The following is a 17073-nucleotide window of genomic DNA, read 5'->3' as shown; positions in this document are numbered from 1 at the left end:
CCCTGCGATGTGCCCCGGACCCGCCCTCACGGATGGAGTGAAATGGCCATCAAGCTGCTCACGTTGAACATCGAGAACAGTCGCCATCTGGCACGCGTTTGCGAGGTCATCGCGGAACATCTGCCGGATATCGTGTGCCTGCAGGAAGTCATCGAAACGGACTGTGAGCGCCTGGCGTCGAGCGGCTACGATGTCAAATATGCGCTGTCGGGTCGCGTGCTCACGGAATCGGGGGCGGCGCGAAATTGGGGCGTGGCGACGTTGTCGCGAGTGCCAGTGAAGCGACAGCTCGTCAGCTACTACGCTGACGACCCGCGCATTCGAGTGCTTCGCGTGCCGAACGACGCTTGTCGAGTACTGATCGTGACCGAGCTCGAGCACGAAGGACGGCCCTATCGAATCGCCACGACTCATTTCACGTGGTCGCCGGACGGACGTATCAACGATCAGCAGACTGCCGATTTCGCTCGCCTCGATCGAGTGCTGTCCGAATATCCGCACTATGTGTTGTGCGGCGATTTCAACGCGCCGCGCGGCGGCGAGATGTTCGGCAAGTTCACCGGCCGGCTAGGTCTTACAGATCACTTGCCCGCGAGCGTGACCTCCACGCTCGATCCGAAACTGCATCGCGTCGGGACCTTGAACCTGGCGGTCGATACGATCTTCTCGACCGCGCACTATCGAGTGACGCGGACCCGAGTGCTGGAAGGAATCAGCGACCACAAGGCGATTCTCGGGCTGGTCGAGCGCTAGATGAGCGGCCGTCCCTGGCCACTCGCTGACAACGGAAGATTCAACAACGATCAGTTGCAGGTGCCCGAATAGCCGGCCCAGAAAGTCGGTTCGGAGAAGCCGAACGCGAACGACGATGCTGGCAGCAGGCCAGCGTTGTCCGTGCAGGCGTACTGCACCGAATTGAAGTCACTGGGCGTGACCGCCGACTGGTTGCTGGGATACGCCGGGTTGCCGAAGCAGACGCCGGTGTACTCGCTACCGATGACGACGTCGGTGAAGGTGGCGTCGGTGCCCTCCATCAAGCGCAGCGGTACGCCCACCGACGGCGTTGTATCGGCATAAGCGACCGTCACGCCGAACACGCTGCCGTTGGAGACCGGTGTGGCCGCGTAGTTCGAAGGGTTGTTCGACAGTTCGAAGGCATTGCTCGATCCGTCCTTTTGCAGAGCGTAGACAAAGGACAGATCGCCGCGGAAGCCCTGATCCCAATCGACCGAGTCATCGCCAGCGCACGTCAGCCACACACGCTCGACGTTCACATCGCCGCCCTGCAGCCGGAGAGCGTCGCCCTTGCTCTTGTGAACTTGAACGTCGGCGATATAAGTTTCGCGGCTCACGCCATACAGCGCCAGGCCACTCAGAGGGTCGCCCTGATAGGACTGCTTCGCGCCGGCCTCGGCGATCACCACATATTCCAGCGAGCCGCTGGAAAGATTGTCCCAGCTGCCGGTGCTCACTTCATCGACATAACCGCCGTAATAGTACGGCTGCTGATATCCGCCGCCGGCCACGGCCGCCTCGGACTGGCCGTACAGATGCTTGCGTACATCCGGCATGACACATTCGGCGCCGACGCTGCTGTTGCAGGCATTGCTGCCATCCCAGCTCGACAGGATCACGCCGCCCCACTCGCCCGTGCCAGTGAGATTGCTGTCCAGCGACGAGAACACGACGGGTTCGACATCGGTGCCCGAGGCGCGCAGCTGAGCGCCGCGAGTGATCACCAGCGCCGATTGAGGCGCGCCCGCCACTTGGGCGCCGGCCAGGATTTCGAGCACGGTCGGCACAGCAGTGGCCGGCGTCTTGCCCGCTTTGTGACCGTCGCCGACCGTCACCAGCGAAGGCAGCGCCCACAGAATCTTGGTGCCGGACACAGTCGCCGGCAGCGTCACGGTTCCCGCAACCTTGATGTTCGCCGGCAGGTCGCAGCGACGATACGAGTCGCCATTCCAGCTCACGGAGCCACGGTTGAATCCGTTGCCATTGCACTTCGCATCCAGTCCCAGGTCCACGGCCCAGGCGCTGGAGGCAGTCAGGCTGACCGCCGCTGCGGCCAATAATTCGAGTCTCATCATTTTCTCCTGAATGTTTGTAGCTCTCGAGAACCGCCCGGCCACGAGGCCGGGCGGTGCGGAGATCCGCCGATTGTTATGAAGGGTCGGTTAGCAACGATCAGTTGCAAGTGCCCGGATAGGCCGTCCAGAACGTGCTGTTGGTGAATCCGGCTTGCGGCGTCGAAGCCGGGAGGTGGCCCCGGTTGTTGACGCAGGAATACTCGATGTTGTTATAGGAGTTGGCGCTCGCGACGCCCGCGGACGAGCAGTTCGCGGTGTACGCGCTGCCGATCTCGATGTTGGTGAAGACACCACCGCTGCCTTCCTTGAGATCGAACGGCGTGTCGACATTCGGGCTCGCGTCGGTGAACGCCAGAGTCACGTTCGAAACGCTCGCGTTGGCCACCGGCGAGGCGGTGAAGTTGGTCGGGTTGTTGGCCAGCTCGAACGCGTGATCGGCGCCGTCCTGCTGCAGAATGTAGACGTTGTTGAGCAGGCCGTTGTAGCCGAAGTCCCAGTCCACGCTGTCGTCGGTCGCGCAGGTCACCCACAGGTTGTCGATGTCCACGTCGCCACCGAAGAACTCGATGCCGTCGTCGAAGTTGTTGTGGATGTGCACGTTGGAGAGGTTGGTCTCGCTGCTGACGCCGTAGAGCGTCAAGCCGTTGATCTCGTCGCCGGTGTTGGAGTTCGGATCCGGGTCGCCGTCGATATCGACGTTGACGGCATGGCCGCCTTCGGCGATCGCGACGAAGCGCACGGTGCCGCTGGAAATATTGTCCCAGCTGGCGGTCGTGCTCTCGTTGACATAGCCGCCGTAGAAGAACTGGCCCTGGCTGATGCCTTCCATGGTGCACTCGCCGCCCGTGTTGCAGTTGTTGGTGTTATCCCAGCTCGACAGGATCACGCCGCCCCATTCGCCCCGGCCGGTGTAGTTGCTGTCCAGCGACGAGAACACGATCGGGTTGGTGGCGGTGCCGAGCGCATTGAGGCGCGCGCCACGCGTGATCACCAGCGCCGAGTTCGCAATGCCGCCGGCGAGACGGGCGCCCGCGTTGATCTGCAACACCGTGGCAGCGGCCGTGCTCGGCGTGCGGCCGGCCTGATGACCGTTGCCCACCGTCACGACGGTCGGCATGACCCAGAGGATGGCGCGGGTGACGCTGTTATAGGTGTGGGAAGCCGGCAGTGTCACCGTCGTGTCGCTGGGCGACGGATTGACGATATCCGCCGGCAGATTGCACTGGTGACGGGTGCCTTCGGGGGTAGAAACCGTGCCGACATAGTCGCCGTTGAAGGCGCATTCCGGGTCCAATCCCAGATTGAAGGCCCAGGTGCTGGAAGAAACAGAGCCGAGCGCAACGGCCACAGCCGCCGCTAACAGATTCAATTTCATACAAACACTCCTTGATAGTCCATCCATTGACGATCGGATCCGGATCTCGCAGCCCGATGTCCGGGATCCGATTGGCGTGCCTACAGATGAGGCAGATTCAGAGTGCGCGCGCAGCATGACGCTGCGATAACAGGAACGTTAAACCTTGAGAAATACCGATATCCGTTGACCGCGCAACACGCACGCGCGCAAACACTCCCGCGGCGTCGGCACGCGAGAGTGCGGATAGGGAATGAGCATGAGCGCCCTTCTCTTGTTAGACGTTCGAGGGCGCGATCCGATCCAATTCAAACCAGTGAGCGTGAAAACATTCCGAGATGTTTTCTATCCGCGATGTTTGCTAATTGTTGCGAACTGTTTCAAACGAAAACGCCGCCCGGTCTTGCGACGGGGCGGCGTCGGGTGACATCTGCATCGTCGCGCGCTTTACCAGGGCCGTATCCAGTAGTCGACCGCGCCCAGGTAGTCGCTCACTTGTAGGAACTCGGTATCGGCCGTCGGCGATGCAGAGAAATCGGGCGCCACGTGACCGTACTCATCGACCGCCTGTTGCACTGGGTAGTAACGGTTGTACTCGTGATTCACGGCCATCGCGTCCGGACCGAAGTCATCCACATAGTTGCGCTCCGAAGCCATCGCGAACACCGCCATCGAGCCGGCGTAGGTGTTGTTCACACCCGGCATCGCACCGAGCTCGACCGCGCTGTTGTCGCTAAGCGTCTGGCAGGTCGTGGCGAGATGATTCACGACCAGCTCGCCGGCCGTCAGCCGTTCCGCGGCGCCGTCATCCAGCTTGAAACAGTAGTCGCTGATTCTGCTATCGCCCTCGGTCGCCCCGATCACGCTGTGATACAGATACAGGCCGCTGCCCCGGGTCAGCTCGATCAGGCTGGAATCGACCGCCCCGGTCATCTGGCCGCCAGCGTCAGTCTCGTAGCTGCGCAACGAGAGATTGGCGATGGTCGGCATCGAGCGCGGCAGATCGTTTTCATGACCTGTATCGCCGTTCGCACCGCGCAGCAGCGGGATGAAGTAATCGCGACCGTTCGCCTGCAGCACGCTTTGCGCACCGTCGGCAACTTGCGCTGAAGCGCCGTAGATGTATTGCATGCTGCCCTGATAGCCATGGTTCCAGCCGATCAGCGTTCCCGGCTTGCGGCTGCCCTCGATCCCGGTGAGATCGATCAGCACTTCGCGCAGATTGACGACGCCGCCGTCCAGCTCGATGACCGCCGCCTCACCGACCTGTTCGTCCGTGAACTGACTGGGCCAATAGTTCAACCCCTCGATCTGGCCGGCCACGCTGTTGAGCTGCAGCTCGCCGCCGATCATGTAAAGGTTGTTGATTTCCAGGTTGGCGTAGTTGTCGTCATAGCCGCCGTGATAGCCGAGCTCGCCACTGATGTTACAAACCCGGCTGTTAGGCTCCGCCGTCGCAGCTTCCTCGCACCGATTGTTCCGTGCGAACCCATCTACGGTGATGCCGCGCCAGGAAGAGGCGAACTGGCGGTAATGCTCGCCGTTGAAGAAATCGTACATGTTGGTTCCGAGCGGCGCATACGGCGCGTAGCCGCCGAACACGTTGCCGGCATTGACATCGATCGAGCCGTCGCTGGAATACGTGATATCGATGTATGGCAACGCCACGCCGTCGATTTCCCCGAATATGCTGACGGGACCGGCGGTTGGGAACTCGAGACAGGCGATCCCAATCAACTGGTATTCGCAGTACTGGTCCTCGAGCATGACTTCGCCGTTCACCTGCAGGCGACCGCCGCGCGTGACGTGCAGTCCGCCCTCCTCGGTGGCCATCACCCAGGTGCCGGGCTGCAGAGTCAGCTCGACGGGATTGGATTTGAGCGCCGTGGCTTCTTCAACGGTGGCGAGCTCCGCGCCATTGCCGACAGTCACCATGCTGTCGAGCAACCAGATGGTCGGCACCGGAACACGCGTCCAAGTGACATCGCCGACGATGCCATAGCGAGTGCCGGATTCCGTGACCTCGGCGAAGCCGTCAGCATTGATCAAAGCGTCCGTGCCGGTGTAGCGAGTCAGCTCCAGATCCGCGGACACGGTGCTCGGCAGTCTGCAAACTTTGTAATTGAGCTCGACGAACAAGCCGCTGCCGTAGCCCAGGAACGGCTGCCCGGAAGAGAACCGGTATCGATAGTCGTCCAGCAACGTGCCTTTGCCATCGCATTCGGGCGACAACAGCACACCCAGACCGCTCCAGCCGAGATACCAGCCGTCATTGGCGCCACCGACGGCGCCCCAATAGCCCGCGCCCGGTGCGGGCAGCGCTGGATTCGAAGCAACGAAATGTTCGTCGAGCTGCGGATCCATTTGATGGACGCTGCTCGAGCTCGCGACCAGATGGCCGTAATCCGAGCCGCCGTCTTCGGCTTCAAGGACCAGCGCGGCTGCACAGCTCAGCACCACATGGGTCATCGCGATTTCCTGCGGCGTGCTGGACTGAAGCGCGGCGGTCGCGGCATCGTCGATGTCGAGACAGAATTCGAAGTCGACGGCGATACTGTTCTGAAGGAGCAGCCCCGAACCTTGTTCGAGCCGAATGGCCGTGCCGCTGCCCTCCCCGATCAGGGTGACATTCGCCAGCGTCGGTCGCGAGCGCGGGCTGGCGTCGTGGTTGACGCTGTCGTTACGACCATGCAACGCCTGGCCGCCGTTGCCGTTACGGGTTGTAAACAAACCGTATCGGATCGTGCCGCGATAACCTTGTTCCCAGAGCAGCTGATCGCCCGCGCTGTTGCTCAGGACCACGTGCTCCAGATCCGCGCGGCCACCGTGCAAAGCGAGCGCGGTACTGGCGGAGTTGACGACCTCCAGGTAATCGATGCTGGCTCCCGATCCAACCTCATAGAGTTGTAACGCCGGCTGCCCATCGCCGGCTTGCATCAGACGCAGATACTCGATGCTCAGCTGACGAGCTGCAGCGTATGCACAGACACCGGCGGTCGAGCCGTTCTGACATTCGGCGCGATCGACACCGAGGATGCGCACGCCGCCCCAACGTGTGGCGGCGTTGCCGGGCAGCGCAGTGATCTCTACTGGATCGTTGGCATTGCCATCGACGAACCACTGGGTGTTCGGCTGCACCGTCAGGCTCGCGCCGGCGCGACCATACACGACCGTGCCCGCCGGCACGAAGAGATAGCCAGGCGATGTCAGCGACGCCAACTGCTCGGCCGCGCCGAGTTGAGCGAAATCGGCTCCCAAGCTCACGGCGCCGTTGAGCACCCAGGCGAAGGAGCCGCCGTTGAAGCTGCTGTACAGACGCCCACTCGCCTCGATCGTGCCGCTGAGCTGGCAGATTCGATAGGTCGTGCGCCCCACCACTACGGTCTGGTCCTCCGGCAACAGCGTGCCGACGCCCATGCAATCCGGATAGGTCAGGCGCAGGTCGTGGCCTGCGTGATCCTGGATGTTTCCTACGATGTTCCTGCCCCCTGGACTATTCGCCCAGGCGGTATAAGACAGCTCGGTGTTGCCGACTCGCAGGTCTGCGGTCAGCGCTGGGTCGGATTCGTAGTAGGAACTATCGCTGTTCGCAAGCGCCGCTGCGGTCACGGTCGCGGCGTAGTCCGTGCCGTCATCTGCGGCCACGGTCGGCGTCAGGCAGCCGAAGGCCACGCCAGTCAGCGTTGCGCCAGCGCCGGCGTCGAGTTGCAGACAACCGCGGAAGTTCTGCACCAGCACGTTGGTGAGATCCACTCGACCGCCTCGCACGCTGATCGCCGTGCCACCGGTGAAATCGCGGTCGATCAGCGTGACGCCATTCAAATCGACATCGCCGCCGTCGCCTCGAAATGCAGCGTGCTCCGACTGATTCTTATAAAAGATGCCCGTCAAACCGCCGCTGAAGCCGTGATGCCAGTGGACGGCGGAGCCTCGCGTGTTCTGAGCTATCAGCCGCAGGTTTGCAACGTAACCGCCGTTGATCTCGAAGCCCGAGCCGGCGCTATCGAAAACGTTGATGAGCCGCGGATTGCTCTGACTTTGTGGCGCGTTGAACAGGATGGCGGCGCCCAGCGGCGCCGCTCCGGCGACAGCGCCGCCGGCTTCGCTGACCGAACCCTCGAAACCCAGCCTGGTCGAGCCGGCATTATTGGGCGGAAGAATGGTGCCGCCGATGACGTGCGTCCGGGCGTCGGCAACGGACAGACCGCCATAGTAACCGTGAGGTCCCGAGATATTACAGAAGGCGCTCGCGCTGGTGCTCGCCGGACAATCGGGATGCGAGCCGATGCCATTGACGACCATGCCGGCCCATTCGCCGCCGCCCTCGAGATTCTCATCCGAAGAAACAACGTCACCTTCGAAATAGCCGTTACGATGCACGACGATCGTCGATCCGGCAGTGGCGCGCAAAACGCCGGCACCGACGCCCAACCGCGCGAAGCCGCCCTTGACGAATTCATCGAGCGTGGCGTACGTCTTGCTCTCGCCAATTTCCAGCTTGCCGTCCAGCACCCAGGCCAGCGGCTTATACTGGTGGCTCCATTTCAAATCGACCCGCGAGCCGCCGCGGATATGCCCGGCGCTGATGCGGCAAGCCTGGGTCGCGACGCCATCGATCATGATGGGATCGGTCGGCGCGCCGAGCACCGTGCCGTCGACCAGCTCGCACTGCTGGAGCCCGAGGTCGTTCGGAGCGCGCTGCGCTGGCTCCGAGCCGTCGCTGCCGCACGCGCTCAGCAACGCCGCCAGCAACATTACAAACATCGTCCGTCCCGCGGCGAGGACGGAAAAACCGTGACCGCACAACATGCGAAATATTCCCTTTACGTAAAGCGGTGATCGAATGCGTTCGACAGCGTTGGCGGTCAATCAGAACGTGTAGCTCACTTTGAGCTTGGCGCGCCGGCCCGGGTCGTACTTCAAGTAGGGCAGACCGTAGCCCTCGTACTCGAGGTTGCGCTCCGACCCCAGGACGTTTTCCATGCTCAGCAGCACACTCCAGCTGGCGCCGAAGTTTTTCTGATAAATCAGCTTCAGGTCCTCGTAAGGCTGCTCGTAGACATTGGTTCTGATGGCCGCGGCGCTTTCCGCCGCAGTGACGACGGCGAGTTCCTCGCCCCGGCGGCTGTAGACCACCGTGAACTGTTGCTGAGTGGCGATATGGTCGTAGCCGAGCTGCAGGTTGACGAGATAGTCCGGCTGACCCTGCAGCGGGCGATTCGGATCGTATTCCAGCGTATCGGCGGGCAGATTGACCTCGGAATTGATGTCGGTGTAGCTCGCCTGCACGAACAGCTCGTGATTGTCGCCGAACGCAAAGGTCTGACGCAGATCGAGCTCCCAGCCGTCGACGGTGGCGGACGCCACGTTGTCGAAGGTGTAGTAGAGATATTCTTCACCTTCGCCGAGGAAGGTGTTTTCGATCGCGTTGGTGAGGTCCTTGGTGTAGTACGCCAGCGTGACCGATCGATCCTCGCCCGGATACCACTCCAATCTCACGTCGTAATTTTCGATCTCGGCCGGTTCCAGGTTCGGATTGCCGCGGTACTGTTCCAGGGTGTCGTAGTCGGTGAAGGTGCGCGGCACGATTTCGAATGCTTCCGGCCAGCTGACGGTATCGCCGTAGCCGAGGCGCAGCTGCCATTGCTCGTTGAACCGATAGGTCAACGCCACCGAGTACAGATCGAATTTTTCATCCAGCAGATTCACCAGCGGCTCGGGCGTGTATTCGTACATGTCGGCGCCGATGGCAAACGTCTCGCGGCGCGCGCCGAAGCTGGCGCGGATCTTCTCGCGAAAATCCACGTCCGCGAGCAGGTAATACGCGTCCGTGTTCTGCTCGACACGATAGCTGTCGCCCCGCCAGCCGATATCTTCACCCGGCGGAATCCCGGGCGTTTCCATCACGATACAGGTCTGCGAGCCGTCGCCGGCGCAGATGTTTTCCTCGCTGAACAGACCGCCCGGCTGCCGGCTTTCGAGCTCCTGCTGGCTCAAGGCGCCTGAATAATCCTGCGACTGCCAGTTGTAGTACCAGGAATATTCATAGCCGTCGCGCTCGCGATCGAGCAGGTACAGTCCCGCGCTCAACTGCGCGGACAGCGACGAGTTCTCGATCAACGGCAGGCTCAGATCGGCGCGGTAGCCGGTGCTGTCCTCCTCCATGACCTCCCATTCGAAGCGGTTGTTGTTGTCGCCGCCGCGCAATTGCGCCGAAGAGAACTGATCGTTGGCCGCCCAGGTGTAGCGCTTGGAGTCCGGCCGGTCGAACTTGCCCTTGGCCTGCATCGCCAACCAGTCGAGAGTCAGGCCGTTGAGGCCCTCGAAGCGATGTTTGCCCCACAGCTGGCTGCTCCACAACTGTTCTTCGATCCAGTCGATGCCATGCGTGAACGCGTAGTCGTCGCCGGGGTTGAAGACGACCTCGCCGCTGTTCTCGTCCAGCGTCAGCTCGGAATCGTAGGTGCGTTCGGCGGAGTTGAGCGTGTGGCGCAGTAACAGATTGTTCAGGCCCACTTCGTGCGCTTCGCTCGGCTGCCAGACGAAGTTCAACATGCCGCTCACGTCGACGATGTTGTTGCTGTCCCAGGTGTCGTTGTAGCTCGACAGCTCCGAGCCCCTGAACACCTGCTGCCCGTTCTCGATCTCGACGATGCGGCTGAACCGATAGTTCTCGATGTCGCGATTGGTCCACCTGTTCGAATAGCGCAGCGCGCCGATGAATCCCGCCGATTGCTCGCCGAAGTACCAGCGGTAACCGCCGGAGAGATCGAGCGTGCCGTTGAGGTTCGATTCGCCGACGTTGATGTCGGGATGACGGATCGAGTTGGCCGCGGCGATCTGCTGCTCATCGCTGATGGCGTCTGCCGCCGAGCCGTCGTTTTGATAGTAAATGTCTTTGATCGCAGCCAGCGCGTCCGGCAGATCCCGCGTGCCGTCGTCGTAGCCGAGCGCGTCGTTGTCGCCGCCTTCGACGCGCAGGACGTCGTCGTCGACATCGTCCCAGACATCGAGCGAGGTCGAGAGCTTCAGGAACGGCTCGTCCGGCACAGCCTTGGTGCGCATGTCGATATGGCCGGCCGTGGCGGTGGCGGGCACGTCGGGGCTCGCCGTCTTCTGCAGCGCCAGCGCCTCCATGATCGAGGTCGGGAAGATGTCCATCGCCAGATCGCGGCGTCCCGGATCCGTGTTCGGCAGAATCGCGTCGTTGAAATACACCGACTGATAGCGGCTCTTCATGCCGCGCACGATGGCGTAGCGGCCTTCTTCGAGACTGACGCCGACGATGCGAGTCAGCGCGGTGCTGATGGTGCTGTCGTCGAAGCGCGCGATCTGGGCGAAGTCGATCGTGTCGATCACGCCGGCAGCGGTGCGTTCGAGATCGATGGCACGCTCGGTGTAGCGTGCCGCAGTGACTTGCACGTGCTCGATCACAGCGGGCGCTTCGGTGGCTGTCGCCGCCGCAACCGTTGGCTGCAGCTTCAGATCGAGCTCCAATGCCAGGTCCGCGGCTACTTTGACTCCCTGCACGGACTGACTGCCGTACTCGGGATGTTCCAATCGTAGCTGATATTCGCCGGCCGGCACGTTCAGCTCGAAGCGGCCGAAACGATCGGTGCTGGTGCTGAATTCAGTACCGGGAACGCTGACCTGCGCATTGCGCACGGGGATCTGGTCGTCGGCTCGCAGCACCTGGCCTTTCACCGTACCGAGAATGCCGGCCGCCTGTTCCTGATCGATGATCAGCGCGCCGTTTTGTTCGCGTGCCTGCAGACCGGTGCCTTTCAACAAAGCAGCGATCGCCTCCACCGGCGTCGCACTACCCGTGAATCCTGGCGACTGCTTACCTTCGGTCAACCGCCCCGATGCGGTGACCGTCATGTCCGCCTGCCGTGCAAACTCCTCGAGCGCGCTGGCGAGCGGTTGCGCGTTCACTGAAAAACTCATCGCCCTCTGCTGCTGCGCCTGCGCGGGCGCGACGAACATCACAGCGAGCAACGACAGCCGGGCGACCATTGCGGTCGCCTTCAACAGTATGGATCTCATTCCCCAATAGCCCTGCGTTCCAAACAAATATCGAGCCGCACACGGGCGTCAGCGACATCCGTGCGCGGATTACTTGGTCTTCCGAGGGAACACGATCCAGCCGCGCGCCTATTCCAGGCTGGCGCGAGATTTCATATAAATTTCACAAAGTCGCTAATGCTGCTCGCGCCGGCGAATCACGATCACCGAGGGCGAGCGGACCACGGTCACCGGCTCGGTGGCTTCGATGCCCGCCAGCATCTGGTCGACATTTTCGGCGCGGAACATGGTGGTGATGCGTAAGTCGGCGAGCGCTGGGTCCTCGATGACGATCTTCTGCGTCCGATACCGGTTGATGTCGGCGACGATGTCCTCCAACCGCGCGTTCAGATAGCTGAACCTGCCATCGCGCCAGCCCAGCACGCGCTGCGTATCGAATTCGACGATGGCTCCGAACGAGCCATCCTCTGTCACGGTGAGCTGCTGTCCGCCGGTGAGCTCCACGCTGTGTGCCGCGTGATCCGAAACGGTGACATGGCCATGCGTCACCGATACGGTGACCGAGCTCGGGCCTTTCAATACATCGAACGCCGTGCCGTGGACTCGAACGTCGACGCCGCCCGCCGACACGACGAACGGGCGAGCTTTATCTTTGGAAACATCGAAATACGCCCCGCCGCGCTGAATAGTGACAGCGCGTTCGTCGCTGGACATGGCCGTGACGATCTCGGTGTCGGCGCGCAAGACGAGCTGCGAACCGTCGGTGAGGCCCAGGGCGCGAACCTCTCCGAGATCGGTGGCGAAGCGATGTCCATCGGCCTGATGTTTCATCTGCGACGTGGCCAGGGCGACGACCGCCGCCACTGCGACAACCAACGTCGCCGCAACTCTAAAGTTCGCAACTTGCAGGACAGCCCGCCAGCCACTTGGCCTGGTGACATTCGCCGCTTCTCGCGGGGCTTCGACCAGCTGGTTCTCGATGTGCGGAACGCGGTCGAGGGACGTCCACAGGTCGTTCAGTCTCCGGAACGCCGCCCGATGGTCCGAGCTCTCGGCGAGCCAGGCATGGAATCCCGCCTGCTCCTGTTCGGTGATGTCGCCGGAATGCAAATGGCTCATCCATTCCCGAGCCTTGGCGTCGATGTCGTCCCGGCGCGCCGGCGTGAGGCCCTCATTCATGGCCCAGGTACTCCCGCATGGCGGATTGGAGTACACCAAGCGCAGCCTGAAGCGTGCGACTGATGTCGGCCTTGCTCCACCCGCACGCGTCCTGAATCTGCTCAAACGTTTCACCTCTGAGCCGGCTCCTGATCAGCACCTCACGCTGTTTGGGCGTGAGCGTGGCAATCGCCTGTTCCGTCACGGCGATGCATTCCCTTGTCTCATACACGTTCGAGGGCGTGATCCGATCCACCGGCTCGATGTCTTCGGAGCTGAACTGCGCTTCGATGAGGGCGTTGGCCCGCACGATGTGTCGCCGGCGATCCCGGCCGGCGTTGATGGCGATGCGGAACAGAAACGAGGCCGGATCGTTCAGCCTCGCCGTGTCGGTGTACTCGATCAATTTGGTGAACGCGGTCTGCGCCAGGTCCTCGGGCTCGGGCGGACCGTTGCCGAACACCCTGCGCAGACGAACACAAAGATTCTTCCAATGGTCGCGATACAGCCGCTCGACCACACCCAGGTTGCCGGCCCGGGCGTCCGCGATCTGCCGGGCATCGGCGGCTACCGACTTCAAGCGCCTGAGATTCATGTGCGCGCACACCTTCCTTGTCACGTGCCGGCGAATCCCGGCGCCTGGTGCGGCTGGCGCAGAACGGCTGATGGTGATTGTTATATCGGCCAGCGTTCTCCCAATGTACTTGGCGTTTGTTGCAGTCCTGTGGCAGGACGCATCACCAGCCCTTCACCTGCGTGCGCACGCGAGCCAGGTTCTTGTCCGCGGTTATGTATAACGTGCTGCCGTCATCGCCGAATGCGAGATTCGCCGTCGGCACGCCGGTCGCAAGTGTTCCGAGATGCTTGCCCGCTGCCGAGTACACGAGCACGCCGCCGGGGCCGGTGGCCCAGACCGTGCCATCGCGGCTCACTTTCATGCCGTCGGGCAATCCTGGTTTCTTGGCCTGCGCCGCCGGCGTCGCATCGAAAAAGACGCGGCCCGAGCCGAGCGTGCCGTCGCTCTTGACTGGATACGCCATCACGATGGCTTTGTTCGGATCGGAGTTCGCGACGTAGAGCGTCTGCTCGTCCGGCGAGAACGCCAGCCCATTGGGCCGACTCAGCTCGCGAGTGAGCAACGTGAGCTCCCCTCGTGCGTTCAAGCGATACACGCCCTGGAAATCCAGTTCTTTCGCCGGATCCTCCGCCACCTTCGGCAGACCATACGGCGGATCGGTGAAATAAACGTCGCCGTTCGACTTGATTGCCAGGTCGTTGGGGCTATTGAGGCGCTTGCCCTGATAGCGGTCCGCGAGCGTCACGAATTTGCCGCCGCTCAACTTGGCGACGCGACGATCGCCGTGCTGGCACATGACGAGCTCGCCCGCTTTATTGAAGGTCAATCCATTGGAGCCGGGCTCACGGCCCGTGAAGGGCTCAGTGCCTGTGTAACCGGAGGGCTGCAGGAATTTTTTCAGGCCGCCGGCCTCGGACCATTCCCAGATCATGTTCCGGGGAATATCCGAGAACAGCAGGCGACGGTTCGACGCATCCCAGATCGGGCCTTCGGACCACTCGAATTTTTTCTCGGCAAGCAGTTCTACGACGGCGCCCGGCTCGACCAGACGATCGAACGCCGGATCGAGACGCTCGATCTTGCCCAACACGGGAACCTCTGCCGCCATCACCGTCTCCAACGACGCCACCGAGGCGCCAAGCATGCACACAAGCCAGACCAACCCGCGACGGATCATCGAATCGCTCCCCTGTTTCGGACCCACCTGCCCACCATCATAGCCCGATTGGCCGTTGCACCTGTGATACTTCGCCGGGAGCGCCGTATAAACGAACATGAGCTTGGGACAGCTACTAATGGACCGCGCGATGGCAGGGCGCCCGACCCGAGAAGTGGACTGGGACGCGGCCTATCGAGATCAGCTGCCGCGCGTTTACAACTACCTGCGTTATCGCATCGGCAACGAGGCGGATGCGCAGGAATTAACGTCGCGGACCTTCGAAAAGGCGTGGCGCAGCCGGACGTTGTACAGGCGCGATCTGGCCGGGTTTTCGACCTGGCTGTTCACCATCGCGCAGAACCTGGCGATCGACCACCTGCGGGCGCGTCGTCCCCATCTGCCACTGGAAGCGGCGCTCGAAGTAGTGAGCGCCGAGTCTCCTCATGACGAAGCCGAGCGCGACTCGAACCTGGCGCGGCTGGCACTTCTGATGGAACGGCTTGCCGAGCGCGACCAGGAAGTGGTGGCGCTGAAATACGGCGCCGATCTGAGCAATCGCGAAATTGCACGCCTCACCGGCCTGAGCGAATCGAACGTCGGCACGCTTCTGCATCGCGCGGTCCGCGAACTTCGCTCGGCTTGGGAATCGCGAGAGAACAGCCATGAACGATGACTTCCTGCGAAGCGCCTGGAAGCGGCCTCCCGCGGCATTCGAGCAGCAGCTCAGGGAACGGCTGCGACAGCAGGAGCTTGCCCCGCCGCCGTCACGGCGACCGAGCTGGGGTCTGCTGATCGCGTCCGTTCTCATCGGCGGCTCCGCGCTGGCGGCCGTCACTTACCTGACGGTGAAACATTTTTCGTTGCCATCGTCGCAGACCGCGCAGATGCAAGCGACTCACGAGGGCGCGACACCCCTCGCTCAGGTCGGCAGGAATCACGATGGCGCGACCTATTCGAACTCACGTGTTAGGGGGACCAGGCTTGCGGATGGGGAGCACTCATCATCGACGCCGTCAGAAGACATCGGTGGCGCCGCCAACGTGACTCGTGAGAGCGATCCTTCCTCCGTCGACTCCTCTCCGGTCGGTGCGGCAACCAGCGGATCCATGGCGCCGACGGCGAGTGCGAGAGCGTCGAATACCAAGTCGGTGCGAATCGCATTGACGCCAGAGCTGGCGGTCCTCGCAGCAGAAATCGAGGCGAGGTTCAGTTGGAGGGGGATCTCACCTCGCACCGAGGTCGCCACCGCCGACGCCGCTTTGCAGACTCTTTGTACCGAACAAACAACGCCTCTGGATATCGCCATCGTTTCCCGGCGCATCAACCGCTTCGAGCTGGAGGAGTGCAGGAAACAGGGCGTGCGCGAAGCCAAGCTGGGTCATATGGCGATGGTGATCACCGGCGCGAAGGCTGGAACTCCCATGAAGCTGTCCGCGGATACGCTCTTGCGAGCGCTGCTGAAAAAGGTCCCGTCGCCGGACGGGTTCGTCGACAATCCCTACACGGACTGGAATCAAATCGACCGCTCGCTCGACCCCCGTCGCATCGAAGTGCTCGGGCCGCCGCGAAACTCACAACATTTTCTGGTGTTCGCCGCGACCATCCTGGAGCCGGCCTGCGATCGCATTCGAGCTTTGCAGAACGGCGATCGGGAAACATACGAGGAGATCTGTCACACGTTGCGTGACGACGGCGTCTACCGGGAGGTGATCTGGGACGACACCTTCGTCGGGCAACGACTCTGGGCCGAGCCGAACGCCGTCGCCGTCCTCGACTATTCTTTCTACTCGGCCAACAGCGCGGACCTGCTCGGCAGCATGCTGACCGGCCCGGCCCCGACTCTCGGCTCGATCATGGACGGCAGCTATCCCGGCGCGCGCACGCTCTATTTATATGTCAGCAAGGAGCGCTATCGAAATTCGCCGACCGTAAGCAGCTTCCTCGACGACTACCTGAGTCGCATGAATAACGCGCAGCGCCGATGGGTGATCTCGCCCGAATCCGATAACCGGCGACGTCGTCCTTTCGAGCCGCTGCCGTTGACGGAAGTAAAAGTTGAATGAGCAAAGGAGCAATCATGACCAACCTGTTTCGTGGATCACTCGCCATTGTCGGTGTACTCGCCCTCGCTGTCGCGCCGCTTGTGAGCGCCGCGCAGTCGGACGCGGCAGGATCGAACACCGTGTCGATCGAGACCGTGCTGGCGGCCGTCGCCAAGAGCAGCGGCAAGAAATTCATCGTCGATCCCAGAGTGAGAGGGGATGTTCTGCTGTTGCAGGAAAATCCAGCGACGTTGACGTACGACGGCTTTCTATGGCTGCTGCAGGTCCACGGCTTCGCCGCGGTCGACAGTGGCGACTACGTGCGCGTGGTTCCGGACGCAAGCGCTCGTCAGTTCGCGCTGCCAGTCGCCGATGGCGATAACTTCCGGCAAGCGGAGTACGTCACCAGGATCATCGACGTAAAGCACATGCCGGTGGCCATGCTGGTGCCGACGCTGCGACCGCTGCTCCCGCAGCAGGCCCATCTGGTCGCCATCCCGTGCATCAACCGTCTGATCATGGTCGACACCTTCGGCAACGTGCAACGGATTGAAAAAGTAATAAAGTCGCTCGATCGCGGCGAGACCTATACGCCGCCGAAATGCTCAGCCAGCGAGCCTGCCAGCGCGCCAGCCCAGCCAGCAGTCAAGTCAGGCAAGGATTGATGG

11 protein-coding genes are annotated in these 17073 nt (G+C 62.3%); 4 read left to right on the top strand and 7 right to left on the bottom strand.

Annotation, left to right across the window (positions count from 1 at the left end; all coding sequences use genetic code 11):
* Positions 1-42 precede the first annotated feature (42 nt).
* Positions 43-753 carry an endonuclease/exonuclease/phosphatase family protein gene (locus VGD45_RS13100; RefSeq protein ID WP_331155759.1) on the top strand — a complete coding sequence of 237 codons (711 nt, stop codon included), beginning with the start codon at positions 43-45 and terminating at the stop codon, positions 751-753.
* Positions 754-803: 50 nt separating this feature from the next.
* Here VGD45_RS13100 and VGD45_RS13095 read toward each other — a convergent pair whose 3' ends face one another.
* The 7 genes from VGD45_RS13095 to VGD45_RS13065 form a co-directional block, all read right to left on the bottom strand.
* Positions 804-2087 (bottom strand): hypothetical protein, encoded by a 1284-nt coding sequence (locus VGD45_RS13095; protein WP_331155758.1) that lies wholly within the window; start codon positions 2085-2087, stop codon positions 804-806.
* Positions 2088-2187: 100 nt separating this feature from the next.
* Positions 2188-3465 carry a hypothetical protein gene (locus tag VGD45_RS13090; RefSeq protein ID WP_331155757.1) on the bottom strand — a complete coding sequence of 426 codons (1278 nt, stop codon included), beginning with the start codon at positions 3463-3465 and terminating at the stop codon, positions 2188-2190.
* Positions 3466-3891: 426 nt separating this feature from the next.
* Entirely contained in the window at positions 3892-8208 is a 4317-nt protein-coding gene (locus tag VGD45_RS13085; protein ID WP_331155756.1) for a hypothetical protein, read from the bottom strand.
* A gap of 105 nt (positions 8209-8313) precedes the next feature.
* Positions 8314-11490, bottom strand: coding sequence for a TonB-dependent receptor domain-containing protein (locus VGD45_RS13080; protein ID WP_331155755.1), 3177 nt, complete (start codon positions 11488-11490; stop codon positions 8314-8316).
* A gap of 153 nt (positions 11491-11643) precedes the next feature.
* Positions 11644-12648 (bottom strand): FecR family protein, encoded by a 1005-nt coding sequence (locus VGD45_RS13075; RefSeq protein WP_331155754.1) that lies wholly within the window; start codon positions 12646-12648, stop codon positions 11644-11646.
* A complete protein-coding gene (locus VGD45_RS13070) occupies positions 12641-13222 on the bottom strand; it encodes an RNA polymerase sigma factor (protein ID WP_331155753.1) in 582 nt (193 codons plus the stop codon). Before VGD45_RS13070 ends, VGD45_RS13075 begins: the two co-directional genes overlap by 8 nt.
* Before the next feature lie 142 nt (positions 13223-13364).
* Complete coding sequence (locus VGD45_RS13065) at positions 13365-14381, bottom strand: SMP-30/gluconolactonase/LRE family protein (RefSeq protein ID WP_331155752.1); 1017 nt, start codon at positions 14379-14381, stop codon at positions 13365-13367.
* A gap of 130 nt (positions 14382-14511) precedes the next feature.
* On the opposite strand from VGD45_RS13065, the gene VGD45_RS13060 reads away from it, so the two are divergent.
* From VGD45_RS13060 to VGD45_RS13050, 3 genes are read left to right on the top strand one after another with little or no spacing between them, the layout of a single operon-like run.
* Complete coding sequence (locus VGD45_RS13060; protein WP_331155751.1) at positions 14512-15036, top strand: sigma-70 family RNA polymerase sigma factor; 525 nt, start codon at positions 14512-14514, stop codon at positions 15034-15036.
* Positions 15026-16426 (top strand): substrate-binding domain-containing protein, encoded by a 1401-nt coding sequence (locus VGD45_RS13055; protein WP_331155750.1) that lies wholly within the window; start codon positions 15026-15028, stop codon positions 16424-16426. The genes VGD45_RS13060 and VGD45_RS13055 overlap by 11 nt, the downstream gene beginning before the upstream one ends.
* 14 nt (positions 16427-16440) lie before the next feature.
* Positions 16441-17070 (top strand): hypothetical protein, encoded by a 630-nt coding sequence (locus VGD45_RS13050; protein WP_331155749.1) that lies wholly within the window; start codon positions 16441-16443, stop codon positions 17068-17070.
* The last annotated feature ends 3 nt before the right edge of the window (positions 17071-17073 follow it).

Origin of the sequence: Steroidobacter sp. (genome assembly GCF_036402275.1) — a bacterium.
Lineage (GTDB): Bacteria > Pseudomonadota > Gammaproteobacteria > Steroidobacterales > Steroidobacteraceae > Steroidobacter.
Note: the sequence above shows the minus strand (reverse complement) of the source record. Positions and strands in the feature narration are given on the sequence as shown.